The 16,503-nt window shown below is 66.5% G+C and carries 13 protein-coding genes; 7 read left to right on the top strand and 6 right to left on the bottom strand.

Annotation, left to right across the window (positions count from 1 at the left end):
• Positions 1–42: 42 nt before the first annotated feature.
• From AABB87_RS07925 to AABB87_RS07910, 4 genes are all read right to left on the bottom strand, one after another.
• Positions 43–1,134 (bottom strand): AI-2E family transporter, encoded by a 1,092-nt coding sequence (locus tag AABB87_RS07925; protein ID WP_341970734.1) that lies wholly within the window; start codon positions 1,132–1,134, stop codon positions 43–45.
• On the bottom strand, positions 1,134–1,559 hold the full coding sequence (locus AABB87_RS07920) for a DUF302 domain-containing protein (RefSeq protein WP_341970733.1): 426 nt from the start codon (positions 1,557–1,559) through the stop codon (positions 1,134–1,136). The genes AABB87_RS07925 and AABB87_RS07920 overlap by 1 nt, the downstream gene beginning before the upstream one ends.
• Before the next feature lie 355 nt (positions 1,560–1,914).
• On the bottom strand, positions 1,915–3,183 hold the full coding sequence (locus AABB87_RS07915) for a mechanosensitive ion channel family protein (RefSeq protein WP_341970732.1): 1,269 nt from the start codon (positions 3,181–3,183) through the stop codon (positions 1,915–1,917).
• A gap of 140 nt (positions 3,184–3,323) precedes the next feature.
• Positions 3,324–4,259, bottom strand: a complete 936-nt coding sequence (locus AABB87_RS07910; protein ID WP_341970731.1) for a histone deacetylase family protein — start codon at positions 4,257–4,259, stop codon at positions 3,324–3,326.
• Between the two features lie 67 nt (positions 4,260–4,326).
• Between AABB87_RS07910 and AABB87_RS07905 the strand changes: the two genes are divergently transcribed.
• From AABB87_RS07905 to mltB, 4 genes are all read left to right on the top strand, one after another.
• Positions 4,327–5,265 carry an AAA family ATPase gene (locus tag AABB87_RS07905; protein WP_058719200.1) on the top strand — a complete coding sequence of 313 codons (939 nt, stop codon included), beginning with the start codon at positions 4,327–4,329 and terminating at the stop codon, positions 5,263–5,265.
• Between the two features lie 22 nt (positions 5,266–5,287).
• Positions 5,288–6,277, top strand: coding sequence for a DUF58 domain-containing protein (locus tag AABB87_RS07900; RefSeq protein WP_341970730.1), 990 nt, complete (start codon positions 5,288–5,290; stop codon positions 6,275–6,277).
• A complete protein-coding gene (locus AABB87_RS07895; RefSeq protein WP_341970729.1) occupies positions 6,274–8,391 on the top strand; it encodes a transglutaminase family protein in 2,118 nt (705 codons plus the stop codon). The genes AABB87_RS07900 and AABB87_RS07895 overlap by 4 nt, the downstream gene beginning before the upstream one ends.
• Positions 8,392–8,465: 74 nt before the next feature.
• Positions 8,466–9,578 (top strand): lytic murein transglycosylase B, encoded by a 1,113-nt coding sequence (mltB, locus tag AABB87_RS07890; RefSeq protein WP_445944846.1) that lies wholly within the window; start codon positions 8,466–8,468, stop codon positions 9,576–9,578.
• A gap of 50 nt (positions 9,579–9,628) precedes the next feature.
• On the opposite strand, the gene AABB87_RS07885 is transcribed toward mltB, so the two are convergent.
• Entirely contained in the window at positions 9,629–12,175 is a 2,547-nt protein-coding gene (locus AABB87_RS07885; RefSeq protein ID WP_341970727.1) for a DNA internalization-related competence protein ComEC/Rec2, read from the bottom strand.
• A 42-nt stretch (positions 12,176–12,217) separates the two neighbouring features.
• Here AABB87_RS07885 and AABB87_RS07880 point away from each other — a divergent pair, with 42 nt between their 5' ends.
• The 3 genes from AABB87_RS07880 (at position 12,218) to ubiM (ending at position 14,574) form a co-directional block, all read left to right on the top strand.
• Positions 12,218–12,709 (top strand): RidA family protein, encoded by a 492-nt coding sequence (locus tag AABB87_RS07880; protein ID WP_058719198.1) that lies wholly within the window; start codon positions 12,218–12,220, stop codon positions 12,707–12,709.
• A 46-nt stretch (positions 12,710–12,755) separates the two neighbouring features.
• Positions 12,756–13,247, top strand: a complete 492-nt coding sequence (locus AABB87_RS07875) for a disulfide bond formation protein B (RefSeq protein WP_341970726.1) — start codon at positions 12,756–12,758, stop codon at positions 13,245–13,247.
• A 67-nt stretch (positions 13,248–13,314) separates the two neighbouring features.
• A complete protein-coding gene (gene ubiM / locus AABB87_RS07870; RefSeq protein WP_341970725.1) occupies positions 13,315–14,574 on the top strand; it encodes a 5-demethoxyubiquinol-8 5-hydroxylase UbiM in 1,260 nt (419 codons plus the stop codon).
• A gap of 45 nt (positions 14,575–14,619) precedes the next feature.
• On the opposite strand, the gene AABB87_RS07865 is transcribed toward ubiM, so the two are convergent.
• Positions 14,620–16,491 carry a gamma-glutamyltransferase family protein gene (locus AABB87_RS07865; protein ID WP_445944845.1) on the bottom strand — a complete coding sequence of 624 codons (1,872 nt, stop codon included), beginning with the start codon at positions 16,489–16,491 and terminating at the stop codon, positions 14,620–14,622.
• Positions 16,492–16,503 lie beyond the last annotated feature (12 nt).

Below are 16,503 nucleotides of genomic sequence, written 5' to 3'. Positions count from 1 at the left end.
TCGCTTGGATTCACCGGCTTGCTTATGCGGTACGCATGGCGCCTAGCCCTCGCGGGGAATGCCTGTCGGCCCGCTCGGCGCAGCCGCTGGGGCCGCTGGGGCCGCTGAAGCCAACGAAGGCGGCGCAGCCAGCGCCAGATGCCAAACCGCAATGAACAGCGCCGCGATGGTGGGGCCGATGATGAAGCCGTTGAGACCGAACACCGCCATGCCACCCAAGGTCGTGATCATCACCACATAGTCCGGCAGGCCAGCATCTTTGCCGACCAGTACCGGCCGCAGTAGGTTGTCAACCAGCCCGATCACCAAGCTGCCGTAGGCCAGCAGCGCCAGGCTCTGCCAGATCTGCCCGCTGAGCAAAAAATACGCGGCCACCGGCACCCAAACCAGGCCAGCACCGATCATCGGCAGCAGCGACAAGAACGCCATCACCACCGCCCATAGCAGCGCACCCTTGACCCCCAAGAACCAGAAGGCAAGGCCACCCAAGATGCCCTGAATGCCGGCAATGAGCAGGCTGCCCTTGACCGTGGCGCGCACCACGGCCATGAACTTAGCCAGCAATTCCTGTTTGAATTGCGGCGGCACCGGCAGCGCCAGCACGGCAATGCGTGCCAACTCGACCCCGTCGCGCAGCAGGAAAAAAGCCAGATACAGGGCCACGCCCAGGCTGGCGACAAAGCCAAAGGTGTCAAGCCCGATGCCAAAGGCTTGTCCGGCAATGAACTGACTGCCCTGCGCCAAGGCGTTGGTGAGTTGCTGCAGCAGCTTGTTGAAGTCCGCCACACCGGCATGCTGCAGGAGTGCTGTGACCCAGTCGGGCAGCGCATCGAACTGCGTACGCAGGTAGAGGGCAGGATTCCATTCGCCGGTGGCGATGTGCTGATACACGATTGACGCTTCGCGCCCCAGTGACGCGGTCACCACCGCGAAGGGCAAAACCCCCGCCACCAGCACCAGCAGCATGACTAGGCCTGCCGCCACATTGCGGCGCCGCTGCACGCGTGGCAGCAGCCACCGATAAAGCGGCGCGAACAAGATGGCAATGATCAGCGCCCACAGGATGGCGCCGTAAAAGGGCTGCAGAATCCAGCCCAGGGCCAGCGCACTGAGGGCCAGGAGCAGCGGCGGCATCACACCGTTGAAACGGCGGTCGTGCTGCCGGACAACCGGGCGCAGGCGCTGCGTAAATGCTGTTCGGCCGCGTCTGCGACGGCCTGCAATTCGGGGCCGACCATGCTGCCAACGAGGCGCACCATGATTTGCGGATCTAAAAAGCCCACCACGATTTGGCCCGGTGAGGCTTCACGCACGATCACATTGCAGGGCAGCAGCAGGCCGATGTCCGGCGCCGCCTGCAGGGCCTGGTGAGCCAAAGTGGGTTTGCAAGCGCCGAGGATGCGGTAAGGCCGCATCGCCAGGCCGAGCTTGTCTTGCAGCGCGGCCTGAACATCGATCTCGCTCAAGACCCCGAAGCCTTCGCTTTTGAGCGCATCAACCGTCCGAGCCAGTGCCTGCTCGAAGCTGGTGTCGGTCAAGGTCGTCGTGAAGCCGTACATGGTGCTGCCCTTCCTGCCGGTGGATCCGTCGGAGCCTCCACCCTAGGCGCGTCTCCAGCAGGGGTCTGTTCGGCAGCGCACACAAGGGCGAGCGCGCACGCGGCGCAACTAGCGCGGCGGCGCCATCCATCCCTGCACGATGGCAGCCCAGTTGAGCGCCAAGATGGGCTAGTTGGGCGGCCCAGGCTCAGCGCCCGCGCGGGCCGACGCACTGCGCTCAAACTCACGGGACAGGCGCTGGGCGGCTTGCCTTTATGGCCGCCGGCAAAGATGGAGCGAGCTGAGGCGAAGGCATAAGGGCAGATTGCCCACGCCACTCAGCCAGCGCCCCATTCCCGCCGAAGCAGGAGGCGGCTCAAGACTGGCGAATCACCCGCTGCGGGAAGGGGATCTCCACATTCAGCTCATTGAGCAGACGCAGCAGGGCCATATTGACGTCGGAGCGGGGCCCGCCTTGGCCGTTTTGCGGGTCGGCAATCCAGAAGTACAGGGTCAACTCCAGGCCATCGGCGGCGAAATTGCTCAGCTGAACAGCGGGCTCAGGTATGCGCAACACACGCTCCACGCTCAGGGCTGCGGCGATCATTTTGGGGAACAAGCTGTCGAGGTCGGTGCCATAGGCCACCGTCACCACCGTGTTGAGCAGCACCTGCGGGTCGGCCAGCGACATGTTTTCGACCCGCTGGGTGATCAGCATCTCATTGGGCAGAATCGCTTCGCGGCCGCTGAGCGCGCGGATGACGGTGTAGCGGGTGTTGATATCGCTGATGCGGCCTTCGAAGTTATCCACCTTGACCATATCGCCGATGCGCAGCGAACGCTCCGCCAGGATCACAAAGCCCGACACATAGTTGGACGCCAGCTTCTGCAAGCCAAAGCCGATACCCACACCCAGCGCGCCGCCCAGCACGCCAAGCGCCGTGAGGTCGATGCCGGCCGAGGACAAGGCGATCAGCAAGCCGCCGAACAAGAAGATCGCCCGCGTCGCATTGGCGGCAATCTTGCGCAAGGACAAATCCATCGTGCCGCCGCGCAGCAAGCGAGCCTCGATCAAGGAAGAAATCCACAGCGATACCACCAGGACGATGACGGCCGAGAAGGCGCCTTCGACCAGATTGCGCAGCGTCATCTGCGAGCCGCCCATCTTCCAGCGGATGTCCTCAAACTCCTTCAGCACAAAGGGCAGGATGCCGGTGACCCACAGGATCGAGCCGCCCCAAGCCAGCCAGGAGACGGTGCGCTCCAGGGTCTTGAGCATCTTCGAATCGGGGAAGGCCGCGCCCAGCACCCGCACGCTCAGGCGAATCAGCACCAGCGACACCAAGACCGGCACCGCCAGCTTGAACACCGCCGGCGACACCCCCACCAGCGGCAAAAAGCGCTTGGCAATGATGGCCAGCACCAGGGCCAGCACCGGGAACAAAACGCCGTCAACCACATGGGTGCCGAATAGCACCGAGTTAGTCCGATGCGGCACCCGGCGATTGATCAGGTTCACCACCAGCCACGACACGCCCAAACAGGCCAGAAAGACACCCAGGCCCAGCAAGGCGGTCGGCGTCAGCAGAGATTGCAGCAAGCCCTGGAGTTCGGCGAGGTCGAAAGTGCTGTTGGTCTGATTCATGCGAATGAGTGGGGGCGAACAAGAAGTGCGCCATTTTCACCGACTCGCCGAACGGCCTGTGCGGCCCATGCACGCTGGGCTTCACACGGGGCCGACATCAGGCCTAGCTCAGGCTAGGCTCTGACTGAGCCCGGCCTCACTCAAACGCCGGACATCACGCGCAAATGCACGCCCACGCTGCGCGCCAGGGCGCCGAGGTGGTAGCCGCCTTCCAGGCAGGAAACGACGCGGCCCTGGGCATGGGCTTTGGCCACATCCATGATGCGCAGGGTCAGCCATTCGTAGTCGGCCTCGACCAGGCCGAGTTGGCCCAGATCATCATCGCGATGGGCATCAAAGCCAGCCGAGATGAAGATCATCTGCGGCTTGAAGCGCTCCAGCGCCGGCAACCACATGGCCTCGACCATCTCACGCACCTCGCCGCCACGGGTATAGGCGGGCACCGGCACATTGACCATGTTCTCGCCCTTGGGCACGGCGCCGCTATAGGGATAAAGCGGGTCCTGGAAGATGCTGACCATCAGCACCCGGTCATCGCCGGCAATGATGTCTTCGGTGCCGTTGCCGTGGTGCACATCAAAGTCCACGATGGCCACGCGCTTGAGGCCGCGCACATCCAGGGCGTAGCGGGCGGCAATCGCCACATTGTTGAAGAAGCAAAAGCCCATGGTCTGGTCGCGCGTGGCGTGGTGGCCGGGCGGGCGCACCGCGCAAAAAGCGTTCTCATGCGTGCCGTCCAGCACCAGCCGGGTGGCTTGCACCGCGGCGCCGGCGGCGCGCAGTGCCGCCGCCCAGGTATACGGATTGGCCACCGTGTCGGGGTCCATGGCGTGGTGGCTGCCGTTGGCGGCGCAGGCTTGCAACACCTCGGCCACCTCGCTGACATAGCCGTGGGTGTGGGCGCGCTCCACATCGGCCATGCTCACTTCTTCGGCCTCCAGGCGCACCAGGGTCTCGCCGATGCCGCTGGCAATCAGCCAGTCTTCAATGGCGTCCAGCCGCTGCGGGCACTCGGGGTGGCCTGCGCCCATATCGTGGCGGCGGCAGTCGGGATGGCTCAGGTAGGCAGTGGACATGGGGCGGGCAGCTCTTAACTGTTATTCCGAGGGATGGCCCGTCATGAAGTTTGCTATGGTGTGACGCATGAGTTCCGCATCACGCCAACAAAGCACTGCACTTCTGACAGCCCTTCAGCAGCAGATTAGCACGATCATCAAGGGCAAACCGGCACAGATCCGCGACTGTGTGGCCTGCTTGATCGCCGGCGGCCATTTGCTCATCGAGGACTTACCCGGTGTGGGTAAAACGACCCTGGCGCATGCCTTGTCGATTTCCATGGGCTTGAAGTTCTCGCGCCTGCAGTTCACCGCCGACCTGATGCCCTCGGACCTGCTGGGCGTGACGATTTACGAGCGCGAGAAAGCGGCCTTCGAATTCCACCCCGGTCCGGTATTCGCCCAAGTGCTGCTGGCCGATGAGATCAACCGCGCCGGGCCGAAATCGCAAAGCGCCTTGCTCGAGGCGATGGAGGAGCAGCAAGTCAGCGTGGACGGGGTCAGCCACCCCCTGCCCCAACCCTTTTTCGTCATTGCCACCCAAAACCCCAGCGAGCAGCTCGGCACCTACCCCCTGCCCGAGTCGCAGCTGGACCGCTTTTTGATGTGCATCTCGCTGGGCTACCCCGACCGCGCCGCCGAGCGCGAACTGCTCAGCGGCCAAGACAGCCGCGAGGCCATGCGCGCCCTGCAGCCGGTGATGTCGCCCGCCGCCGTGCTGCAGGCCCAAGCCGATGTGCGTGAGGTTCACGCCTCCGCCGCGCTTCTTGACTATTTGCAGGCCCTGCTCGCCGCCACCCGCTCGGGCCAGTGGTTTGCCGAAGGGCTGAGCCCGCGTGCCGGCCTGGGCGTGCTGCGCGCGGCCCGCGCCCGCGCCCTGCTGGACGGGCGCGACTTTGTGGCGCCCGAAGACGTGCAAGCCATCCTGCCCCAGACCATTGCCCACCGCCTGGTGCCCAAAGCGGGTGCGGGACGCGGCGCGCGTGAGCAGGTGCGCGCGATGATCGAAGCCATCGCCCTGCCCTGAACCTCGGCCAGGCACTAGCGCCATGCTCAAGCAAACCTGGCAAGCCTGGTGGCTGGCCCGCCACCCGCGCAGCGACACGACCGAGCTGACCCAGCGCAATGTCTACATCCTGCCCAGCCGCCCCGGCCTGTTTTTTTGCGCCACCCTGGCTCTGCTGCTGGTGGCCTCCATCAACGACCAGCTCAGCCTGGGCTATTTGCTGACCTTTTTGCTCACCGGCGCCGGCCTGGCCTCCATGCACCTGACGCATGCCAATCTGCACGGCCTGAGCCTGGACCTGAAAACCCCGGAGCCGGTGTTTGCCGGCGATGAGTTGCAGCTGGAGCTGCGCCTGCACAACAGCGGCCGCGCCCGCTTCGGCATCGGCGTGCATGTGCAAGGCGGCCCCGAGCAAGACATCGCCTGGACCGATGTACCCGCGCTCGGCCACGCCTTGCTGACCCTGCGCCTGCCCGCCGGCCCGCGCGGCCACCAGCCGCTGCCGGGCTTGCAAATCGTCACCCGCTTTCCGCTCGGCCTGTTTCGGGCCTGGAGCATCTGGCGGCCGGCCGCCAAAGCCTGGGTCTACCCACGCGCCGAAACACCCGCCCCGCCCTTTGCCTCGCCTCAAGCGGCCGGCGAAGATGGCCAGCAAGATTCGCAGCCCGCCAGCGCCACGCCCTCGGCCCAAGGCCAGGACTTTGAAGGCGTGCGGCCCTATCGGCGCGGCGACGCCATGCGCCAGGTGATCTGGAAGAAAGCGGCGCTGAGTTTTGAGCAAGGCACGCCCTTGTGGGTGCGCCAGACCCAGGCCCCTGCCAACCGCGCCCTGTGGCTGGACTGGCGCGACTGCGCCGGGCTGGACAGCGAAGCCCGGCTCTCGCGCCTGAGCGCCTGGGTGTTGGCGGCGGAGCGCCTGCAACAGCCCTATGGCTTGCGCTTGAATCAGGGCGCGCCCCTGGCGCAAGACCTGGGCCCCGCCCACGCGCGCCAGTGCCTGGAAGCCCTGGCCTCCTTCGGAGTGAGTTCATGAGCCCGCTCAGTGCCGACAGGCACGGCCTGGCTCGCGCCTGGCAGCAGCAAACCCGCGACAGCCGCGACACCTTGTTCCTCCTGCTGGGCATTGCTGCCACGCTGGCGCCCCATTTCGCGCATCTGCCGCTCTGGGCCAGTGCCATCACCGCCTTGATTCTGGGCTGGCGCGGCCTGCTCGCCTGGACCAGCCGGCCGCTGCCCGGGCGCTGGATGCTGGTGCTGGTCTTGAGCATTTCGGTGGGGCTGACCTGGCTGAGCCACCGCAGCCTGATCGGCCGCGAAGCCGGTGTGACCATGCTGGTGATGCTGATGGCGCTGAAAACCCTGGAGCTGCGCGCCCGGCGCGATGCGTTTGTGGTGTTCTTCCTCGGCTTCTTTCTGGTGCTGACCAACTTTCTCTACTCGCAGTCCCTGCTCACCGCCGCCTGGACCCTGCTGTGCGTGTGGGCGCTGCTGAGCGCGGTGGTGCTGGCGCAAATGCCGGTGGGCCAGCCCAGCATCAAGCTGGCCGCTGGCCTGGCGGCGCGCAGCACCTTGTACGGCTTGCCGGTGATGTTGCTGCTCTTCATGCTGTTCCCGCGCATCGCGCCGCTGTGGGGCGTGCCGGCCGATTCGGTGGGGCGCACGGGCTTGTCCAATCAGCTGGATTTCGGCGCCATGTCCGAGATCGCAAATGACGACAGCATCGCCATGCGCCTGCGCTTCCAGGGCGAGCCGCCGCCCCCGGCAGCGCGCTACTTCCGTGGCCCGGTGCTGGCCCAGTTTGATGGCCGCAGTTGGCGGCCTGCCGCGCTCAACTGGCCCGGCGCCAGCGACAACTTGGCGGTGCAAGGCCCGGCCTTGAACTACGAGCTGACGGTGGAGCCGCTGCGCATCAAGGTGCTGCCATTGCTGGAGATGAGCCCGCAGGCGGTGGGCAGCGACATGGATCTTGGCGGCATCAGCGTGACCCGCTCGCCCGAGCTGCAATGGACGGCGCCCCGGCCCATTACCGAGCGCCTGCGCCTGAATGCGCAAGCCTTTTTGGACTATCGCCACGGCCCACTGCAGCCCAGATTGGCGCTGCAAAACTACCTGGAGCTGCCGCCCGGCCGCAATCCGCGTAGCCTGCAATGGGCCTCCGACCTGCGCCGCCAGCCCCGCTTTGCCGACATGAGCGCGGAGCAAATCAGCCCCGCCCTGGCCGCCGCCGTGCTGCAGCATCTGGCCACGGCTGACTTCGCTTACACCCTGGCGCCGGGGCGCTACGGTGAAGTCACACCGCACCTGATCGACGAATTCTGGTTCGACCGCCGCCTGGGTTTTTGCGAGCATTTCTCTGCCGCTTTTGTGGTGATGATGCGCGCCATGGGCGTGCCGGCCCGCATCGTCACCGGTTTTCAAGGCATGGACCCGCTGCCGCAAGACGGCTACTGGATCGTGCGCAACAGCCATGCCCATGCCTGGACCGAGATCTGGGTCAGCGGCCGGGGCTGGCAGCGCGTTGACCCCACCGCTGCGGTGGCGCCCGAGCGTATACGCCAGGGTCAGGCCTTGCAGCCCGCGCCCGGCGCCTTGGGCGCGGCCCTGGGTCAGCTCAACCCAGACCTGTGGCGCAGCCTGCGCGGCGGCTGGGAAACGCTCAACAACCGCTGGCAACAATTGGTGCTGAACTATTCGCGCCAAGACCAGTTCGATTTGCTGAAAAGCGTGGGCATCGCCAGCCCCGACTGGCTGGCCCTGGGCCGCGTCAGCGCCGTCGTGATTGCCTTGCTGGCCCTGGGCGGCGGCGTCTGGTCGATCTGGAGCAGCCGGCCGCGCGATGCCTGGTCACGCCAGCGGGCGCAAGTCGTGCGTGCCTTGCGAGGGCTTGGCCTGGACGCCGCCCCACACCAAGGCCCGCGCCACTGGGCCACGCTCTTGCAGCAGCGCTTCGGCGCCGAAGCCGCCGCGCCCAGTCTGGCCTTGCTGGCCGAACTGGAACAAAGCCGCTACGGCCAAACCACAGCGCCACAGCACTGGCGCGACCGCCTGCGCTGGCGCCTGGCTTTGCGCCAAGCGCTGCGACGCCTGCGCCCTACTGCCGCCCCCGCATCCGGCCCTAGCGCCCCACCTCCTTCTTCTTCGCACTGAGCCTCATGCCCGTTTCATTCGCCAACTGCCGCCGCCCTTTGAACCACATCAAGTCAACAAAGCGGCTGCTTGCTATGCTGGCCGGGCTTGGATTGGCACTCGGGCTAGCCTGCGGCCAGGCCAATGCTGCGGCGAACACGACAGCCAAGAAGAAACCGACGAACACCAGCAAGTCCGCCAAGGCCCATAAGAGCGCGGCAGGCAAAGTGAATGACAAAGCCCCGCAGCCCTTCGGCCAGCGCCCCGAGCCGATGCAGTTCGCCGACGACTTGGCCGCCGCTCAGGGCTGGGACGAGGCTGCCCGCCTGCAGCTGCGCCAACAGCTGGCCCAGGCCAAGAGCATGCCGGTAGTGCAGCGCCTGATCATGCCGGCGGCGGCAGGCACGGCCAAAGACTGGGCGGCTTACCGCGCCCGCTTTGTCGAACCCAAACGCTTGCAAGCCGGCCTGGAGTTCTGGGAGCGCCATGCCGCCGCCCTGGCCCGCGCGGAAAGCCAGTACGGCGTGCCGGCCGAGTTGATCGCCGGACTGATCGGGGTGGAGACCTTTTACGGCCAGATCACCGGTGGCTTTCGCGTCATCGACGCCCTGGCCACCCTGGCCTTTGACTTCCCCAGTGGCCGTAGCGACCGCAGCCCCTTCTTCCGCAGCGAGCTGGCCGAGTTCATCAAGCTGTGCCAGCGCGAAGGCCTGGACCCGCTGAGCGTCAAGGGCAGCTTTGCCGGCGCCATGGGCTGGCCGCAATTCATGCCCAGCAGCTGGAACAAATACGCCATCGATTTCGACGGCGATGGCCATGTGGACCTGCTGAACAGCCCGGCCGACGCCATCGGCAGCGTGGCCCATTACCTGGCCGAATTCGGCTGGAAACCCGGCATGCCCACCCACTACAGCCTGGCCATGCCGGTGGAGACCTCCGCCCGCGCCGCCCTGCTGGCGCCCGACATCAAGCCCACATTCAGCCTGGCGCAATTGCAAGCCCTTGGCGCCGTGCCCTCGGAAGCCGCCATGGAGCACCACGGCCCCTTGGCCGTGGTGGAATTGCAAAACGGCAGCGCCGCGCCCAGCTACTGGCTGGGCAGCGAGAATTTCTATGCGCTGACGCGCTACAACTGGAGCAGCTACTACGCCTTTGCCGTCATCGACCTGGGCCGGGCTCTGGCTGATTTGCGCAAGGCGCGGCCCTGAGGCAAGCGGATTTCGGGTGAGTGGGGGCGGCTGATCACATCAAGGCGCCGTCAGTCCCTCAAGCCCACATCGCCATCGGGCCAAGGCCCCATCTCAGCAGTCACCGGTGCAGGCCGCCAGTGCCAAAAACGCAGGCCCAGCTCGCGCTGGCATTCGCCAAGGTAGACCGGCCGAGATGTTGGCGCTGCCTCGCTGCGCCAACGACAGGCGCCACATTCATCCGACCGAAGCAGCGCAATACCCTGGGCCTGATAACGCGCCGCCACGCCGGGCGCGGGGTGACCGAAGCGATTGCGATAGCCCATCTGCGCCATAGCCACTTGCGGCGCCACGGCGGCCAAAAACTCCGCGCTGCTGGAGGTCTTGCTGCCGTGGTGCGGCACCAGCAGCACGGTGCTGCGCAGGGCCTGCGGGCCTAGTTGTTGGACGAGCTCAAGCTCTTGCGCCGCCTCCAGGTCGCCGGTCAGCAACGCGGTCTTTCCTGAAGCCAAGCTGCGTAATCGCAGCACGCAAGACATGGCATTGCTTTTGAGACCTTGCGGGTAGTGCTCGGCACGCGGGTGCAGCAGCTCAAACGCCACGCCGTCCCACACCCAAGTCTGACCTTGCGTGCAGGTTTGCAGCAAAACGCCTCGAGCGGAAGCCTCGCCCAGCAGGCCATGCTCCGGCTCCAGCGAGCTGTGCAGCAGGCCCACAGGCATGCCGGCCAGCAGCGAGGCGGCGCCGCCCACATGGTCGCTGTCGCGATGGCTCAGCATCAAGCGGTCCAGGCGCGCCACGCCCAGCGCCCGCAGCAGAGGCAGCAACACGCGCTGGCCGGCATCGATGCCGGGCGCGAACTGCGGGCCGCTGTCGTAAAGCAGGCTGTGCGTGGCGGTGCGAACCAGCACGGCATTGCCCTGGCCGATGTCAGCCGCAAGCAATTCGAACTCGCCCTGGGCCGGCTGCCAGGGTGCCGGCCACAGCAGCGGCAGCGCCATCGGCAAGCCCAGCAGACGCAGGCGCCAAGGCAAGGGCAACACCAGCAATGCCCCTGCACACAGGCCCGCCGCCTGTGCCCACAGCGGCGCCACCGGCAGCGTCCACACAGCCCAAGGCAGCTGCGCCAGCCCATGCAAATAGGCCATCAGCCCGCGCACGCAGCCTTCTGCCAGCCACCACAGGCTGGGCAGCAAGGCGCCGGCCAAGGACAGCGGCGCGATCACAAAGCTGACCAGGGGAATCGCCAGCAAATTGGCCAGCAGGCCGACAACCGAAATCTGCTGGAAGAACAGCAAGCTCAGCGGCGTCAGGCCCAGGGTGGCCACCCACTGGCTGTGCAGGCCAGCCCTGAGCTGGGCGCGCCAACCGCCCGCAGCGGTCTGCTCGCCGCCGTCGCTGCCGCTGGCCATCAACAAACCAACCGCAAAGAAGGACAGCCAAAACCCCGCCTGGCTGATGGCAAAAGGATCGATGGCCGTCACCACCACCGCCGCCGCCAACAAGATCAAACTCCAGGGCCAGCGCAGCCCCAAGCTGCGCAGCAAGGCCACGCTCAGCAGCATCCACACCGTGCGCTGCGCAGGCACGCCCCAACCTGAGAACAGCGCATAGCTCAGGGCAGCCAGCACCCCGGCCCAGCGTGCCGCCGTCACCGCCGGCAGCATCAGGCAAGCCCTGGCACTGCGCCGCCACAACCAGCCGAACAAGCCCTGAATGCCCCAAGCGAACATGGTCACATGCAAGCCACTGACCGAGAGCAAATGCGCGACCCCGGTGTCGCGGAATAAGCCCCAGTCGGCCTTGCTGATGGCCGCCTGGTCACCCAGGCTCAGCGCCGCCAGAATGCCGGCCACGGCGGGGTCGCTGACCTGAGCTTGCAGAGCTTGTCGCAAGCGCTGGCGCCAGCTGTCCAAGCTCCACCAGGGCGCGGCCTGCCGCCGTTTGTTTTGCGCTTGAGCCCGCGTTTGAACTTCACGCACCACACCGGTGGCGCGCAGATCCTGTTCGAACAGCCACAACTCGTAATCAAAGGCATGGGGGTTCATCAAGCCATGCGGCTGTTTGAGGCGGGCGAGCAGCTGCCAACGTTCGCCCGCTTGTAACGCCGGCGGGGCTTGCTCCGGCGCGGCGTACCAACTCAAGAGCAGGCGGCGCGGCAATTGAGAGGTCAGCGCCTGGCCGCTTTGGGGGTCCAACCCTGCGTCCAGCTCAAACTCAAAGCGCCAGCCCGGCGCACCGCCAATGCCTTGCACCGCCGTGGGCAGTGAGGCCACCCGGCCTCGCAGCAGCAGGTCACGCCCTTCCCAGGCGGCCGGCAGGGCTTCATCCAAACGCAGCTGGGCGCGCCAGGCGGCTTGGGCAAAGGCCAGCATGCTGATAGCAAAACACAGCGCCAGCAAGGCCAGCAGCCTGCGGCGGCGCCAGATAAATGCCAAAGCCAGTGCAATTAGCCCCAGCAGCGCCAAACCCGCCAGCGTCAATACCGTGGGCAAGGTCCGCAATTGCTGCAGGCCCGCCAAGCCCAGCAGCCAAGCAATGGCCGGCAGCGTGGCCTGCCAAGCGGTCGGCAATGATGAGCTGGGCTGCATGGCGGCGCCGAGTTCCTCGCGTTGCACGGTGTAGGATGCCCGCCATTCATCCTAAGCCAGAGTCCACTCATGAGCACCAACGCCAACACGACTGCCACTTCCGTCTACGAGCAACTCAGCAAGCTGGGCATCGAATTGCCGCCCGTGGCTGTGCCCGCTGCGGCCTATGTGCCCTTTGTGCGCACCGGCAATCTGATTTTTGTTTCCGGCCATATCGCAAAAAAGGACGGCAAGCCCTGGGTTGGCCAGCTGGGCCGCGATGTGGACACAGCCACCGGCAAGGCCGCGGCGCGCGCCATCGCCATCGACCTGATGGGCACCCTGCACGCCGCAGTGGGAGATCTGAACAAGATCACCCGCATCGTCAAGCTGATGAGCTTGGTCAACAGCACCAGCGACTTCACTGAGCAGCATCTGGTCACCAACGGTTGCTCCGAGCTGTTCGCCGAGGTCTTCGGCCCGGTCAAGGGCGCACATGCCCGCAGCGCCTTTGGCGTAGCGCAGATCCCCATGGGCGCTTGCGTTGAGATCGAGATGATTGTCGAAGTCGCTGCCGACTGAACTGACTGAATCTCACCCAAGCCGACGAAGCCCGAGCCCGCCCCCTATGTTCCTCACGCCCTCGAAAATGCCCGGCAAAGTGCTGGGCGGTATTTGCCTGGCCAGCGTGGCCAGCCTGGCCTGCGCGCTGATCGCCCAACATGGCTTCGGCATCAAGCCATGCCCCTGGTGCGTGTTGCAACGCGGCATCTTCATCTTGATCGCCCTGGCCTCAGGCCTGGGTTGGCTGCTGCAGAAAACCCGCCCGGCCCGCCAAGCGTCCCTGGCACTGGTGCTGCTGCTGGCCCTGGCCGGCTTGGCCGCCGCCTGGTACCAGCATGATGTGGCGGCCAAGATGGCCTCCTGCGACCTGACCCTGGCCGACCGCATCCTCACCGGCCTGGATCTGGAAAACCTGCTGCCCTCGGTTTTCATGGTCACCGCCTCGTGCAGCCAGGCCGCCGCTTACCGGCTGCTGGGCCTGCCCTACGAGTTCTGGAGCGGCTTGCTTTACCTGAGTTTTACGCTGCTGAGCCTGCAGGCATTGCGCAAGCGCTGATCCGCATCAAGCCCGGCGCCGCCGGGCCTGATTAAGCTGCGGGGCTTGTGCACCCCGAGTCCGCAGCATGCCCAGCTCCAACCCCTCCCCCGAAGTTCTGATCATCGGCGCCGGCCCTGCCGGCCTGAGCATGGCCTGCGCCTTGGCCGACGCGGGCATCCGCAGCTGCGTGCTGGAAGCCAGCCCGCTGAGCCACTTGGCCGATCCCGCCGAGGACGGGCGTGAGATCGCGCTGACCCATCGCGGCATGGGCATCTTGCAAACGCTGGGCCAGTGGCAGGACCTGCCCGCGGCCGAAATCGCGCCGCTGCGCCAAGCCCATGTCTTCAACGGCCAAGGCGAGGCGCTGAACCAGGGCTTTCTGGGCTTTGACGCCATTGGCAGCGGCCGCGACGCGCTCGGTTATCTGGTCGCCAACCATTGGCTGCGGCGCATTGCCTATCAGGGCGCAATGCGGCGCAGCGAGATGATCAACATCCGCGCCGATGCCCGGGTCAGCGGCATCAGCTTGCAGCCACAAAACGCCACGCTGAGCCTAGCCAGCGGCGAGACCCTCAGCGCCCCTTTGCTGATTGCCGCCGACAGCCGCTTCTCCGCCGCCCGCCGCTGGGCCGGCATTGGTGCTGAGATGCGCGACTTCGGCCGCAGCGTGATCGTCTGCCGGGTGCGGCACAGCCTGCCCAACCAAGCCACCGCGCTGGAGTGTTTTCACTACGGCCACACCTTGGCCATCTTGCCGCTCAACGGCCTGTGCAGCTCGGTCGTGCTGACCCTGCCGGCCGACCAAGCCAACACCATGCTGGCCTGGGACGAAGCCCAGTTCTGCCACTGGGTGGGCGAACAATTGCAAGGCCGATTCGGTGAGCTGAGCCTGGCCGGGCCACGCCACTTCTACCCACTGGTGGCCACCTACGCGCACCGCTTTGCCGGCCAACGCCTCGCTTTGGTGGGCGATGCCGCCGTAGGCATGCACCCGGTGACGGCCCATGGCTACAACTTCGGCCTCTACGGGGTGGAGTTGTTGGCTGGCATCTTGGGCCAAGCCCACAAAGCCGGCGCAGATCTGGGCGCCAGCGCCGGCCTGCAAGCCTATGCCCAAGGCCATCGGCGCCAGACCTGGGCCATCTACCAAGGCACCAACACGGTGGTGCGCTTATTCACCGATGAACGCCCAGCCGCCAAGCTGCTGCGCCGCGGCGTGCTGCAAGCGGCCCAGCACCTGCCGCCGCTCAAGGCTTTCATCACCGCCCAGCTGACCGGCCGTCAGCCACCACTGCTGCGCCAGTTGCAGCAGCTGCGTGCGATGAACCCCTTGCGCAGGGCCTAAAGGCCTGACTACCCAGTGGCGGGTAGCCGCCTCGGCAGCGACCCGTCAATTGCCCTGCACCACCCCATCGCGGCGCGGGTCGGCCGCGCCGAACCAGCCCGGGCCACGCCGCTCAATGGCTTGCAAACCACTGGGCAGATCGGTCTGGATGACGCGGTGGCCCAGGCCCTGCAACTCGCTCACCGTGCTGGCCGGGAAGAAGCCTCTTTCCAGCAGCAAAGGGCCGTTGAAGGCGCCGAAGTTCGGCAAGGCCACGGCTTGCTGGGCGTCCATGCGCCAGTCATGGCTGGCCAGCAAGGTCTTAGCGACGTAATGAATGATGGCCGGCCCGCCGGGCGCGCCCAAGCTCATCAAGAGCCGGCCGCTGGTGCGGTCGAACACCAGGGTCGGGCTCATGCTGGAGCGCGGGCGCTTGCCCGGCTCGACCCGGTTGGCCACCGGCAGACCCTGCGCATCGCGCGGCTGCAGGGCAAAGTCGGTCAGTTGGTTATTGAGCAGAAAGCCGCCGGCCAAGCCGGTGCCGCCATCGCTCATGATGCGGGCACCAAAGCCGGCTTCGATCGAGGTGGTCATGGCCAGGGCGTGGCCGCCAGCATCGATGATGCTAATGTGGCTGGTGCCGAACTCAGGCTGCTCGGCCTGCGGCGCCCAGCTCAGGCGCAGCGGCGCGGGCTGGCCGGCCGCCACCTCGCCTTGGCTGCGCGGGCCGATCAGGGCCGCACGTTGGCTCAGATAGTCGCTGGCCAGCAGGCTGCGCCAGTCGCCACCCGGCGCGGGCACGAAATCGGGGTCAGCGATGTACTTAGCGCGGTCCGCGTAGGCCAGATTGGACGCCTCGGCATAACGGTGCAACCAGGCGGCACCCGGCAGGCCCTGACTCAAAGCTTGAGCAGCTTCCTGCTGCGGCAACATGCCCAGAATCTGCATCAGGGTCAGATGGCCCGAAGACGGCGGGCCAAAGCCGCAGATTTGCCAGGGGGCGCTACTCTGCGCACGCCAATCGGTGCACAAGGGCTGGCGGAAGATGGGGCGGTATGCGGCCAGATCAGCCTCGCTGAGCAGGCCTGGATTACTGGCGTGCCCACGCACCCGGCGCACGATGTCTTGCGCCACCGGCCCGGTCAGAAATGCATCCGCCCCGCCCTTCGCCACCCGTCGGTACACCGCCGCCAGGGCCGGGTTGCGCAGCTGATGACCTGCCGGCAAAAGCTGGCCTTGGGCATCGTAAAAATAGGCTGCGGCTTGCGGGTCTTGACGCAGCGCCGTGTCGCCCTGCAGCAGCTTGACGCTGCGGGCCGAGAGCGGATAGCCCTGCTCACACAAGCGGATGGCTGGCTCAAACAAACGCGCCCAAGGCAGCTTGCCGAAGCGGGCATGGGCTTGCTCCAGCATGCGAAGCAGGCCCGGGGTGCCGACCGAACGGCCACCCACCACCGCTTGGCGATAGCCCATAGGCTTGCCGTCTGGGAAAAGGAATAGGCGCTCGTCAGCCGCGGCCGGCGCGGTCTCGCGCCCATCGACGGCACTGACCGATTGGCCGTCCCAGTACATCAGGAAGGCGCCGCCGCCGATGCCGCTGGATTGCGGCTCCACCAGGCTCAGCACCAGCTGCACCGCAATGCCGGCGTCAAGCGCCGAGCCGCCGGCCTTGAGCATTTCCAGTCCCGCCGCTGCCGCCAACGGATGGGCGGCGGCGACGGCTTGGTGCGCATTGCTCCAGCCCGGCTTGTCTTGCCAGCCGCTGGCAGCTTCGGGCATGACGGGCGCCGAGGCCGGTGCTGATGCTGATACGGCGACAGGCTGCTTTGGAAGCGGCCCGCCGATGGGCTGAACCGAGCCGGCACAGCCCGCCAGCGCAGCGACCAGCAGCAGAGAAAGCTGCAGTGACAGTGACTGAGGAAGTCGCGTGAAACTCATCGGGGCGCCCGC

The sequence above is a fragment of the Roseateles sp. PN1 genome (assembly GCF_038419725.1).
In the GTDB taxonomy this organism is placed as follows: Bacteria; Pseudomonadota; Gammaproteobacteria; order Burkholderiales; family Burkholderiaceae_C; genus Paucibacter_A.
Note: the sequence above shows the minus strand (reverse complement) of the source record. Positions and strands in the feature narration are given on the sequence as shown.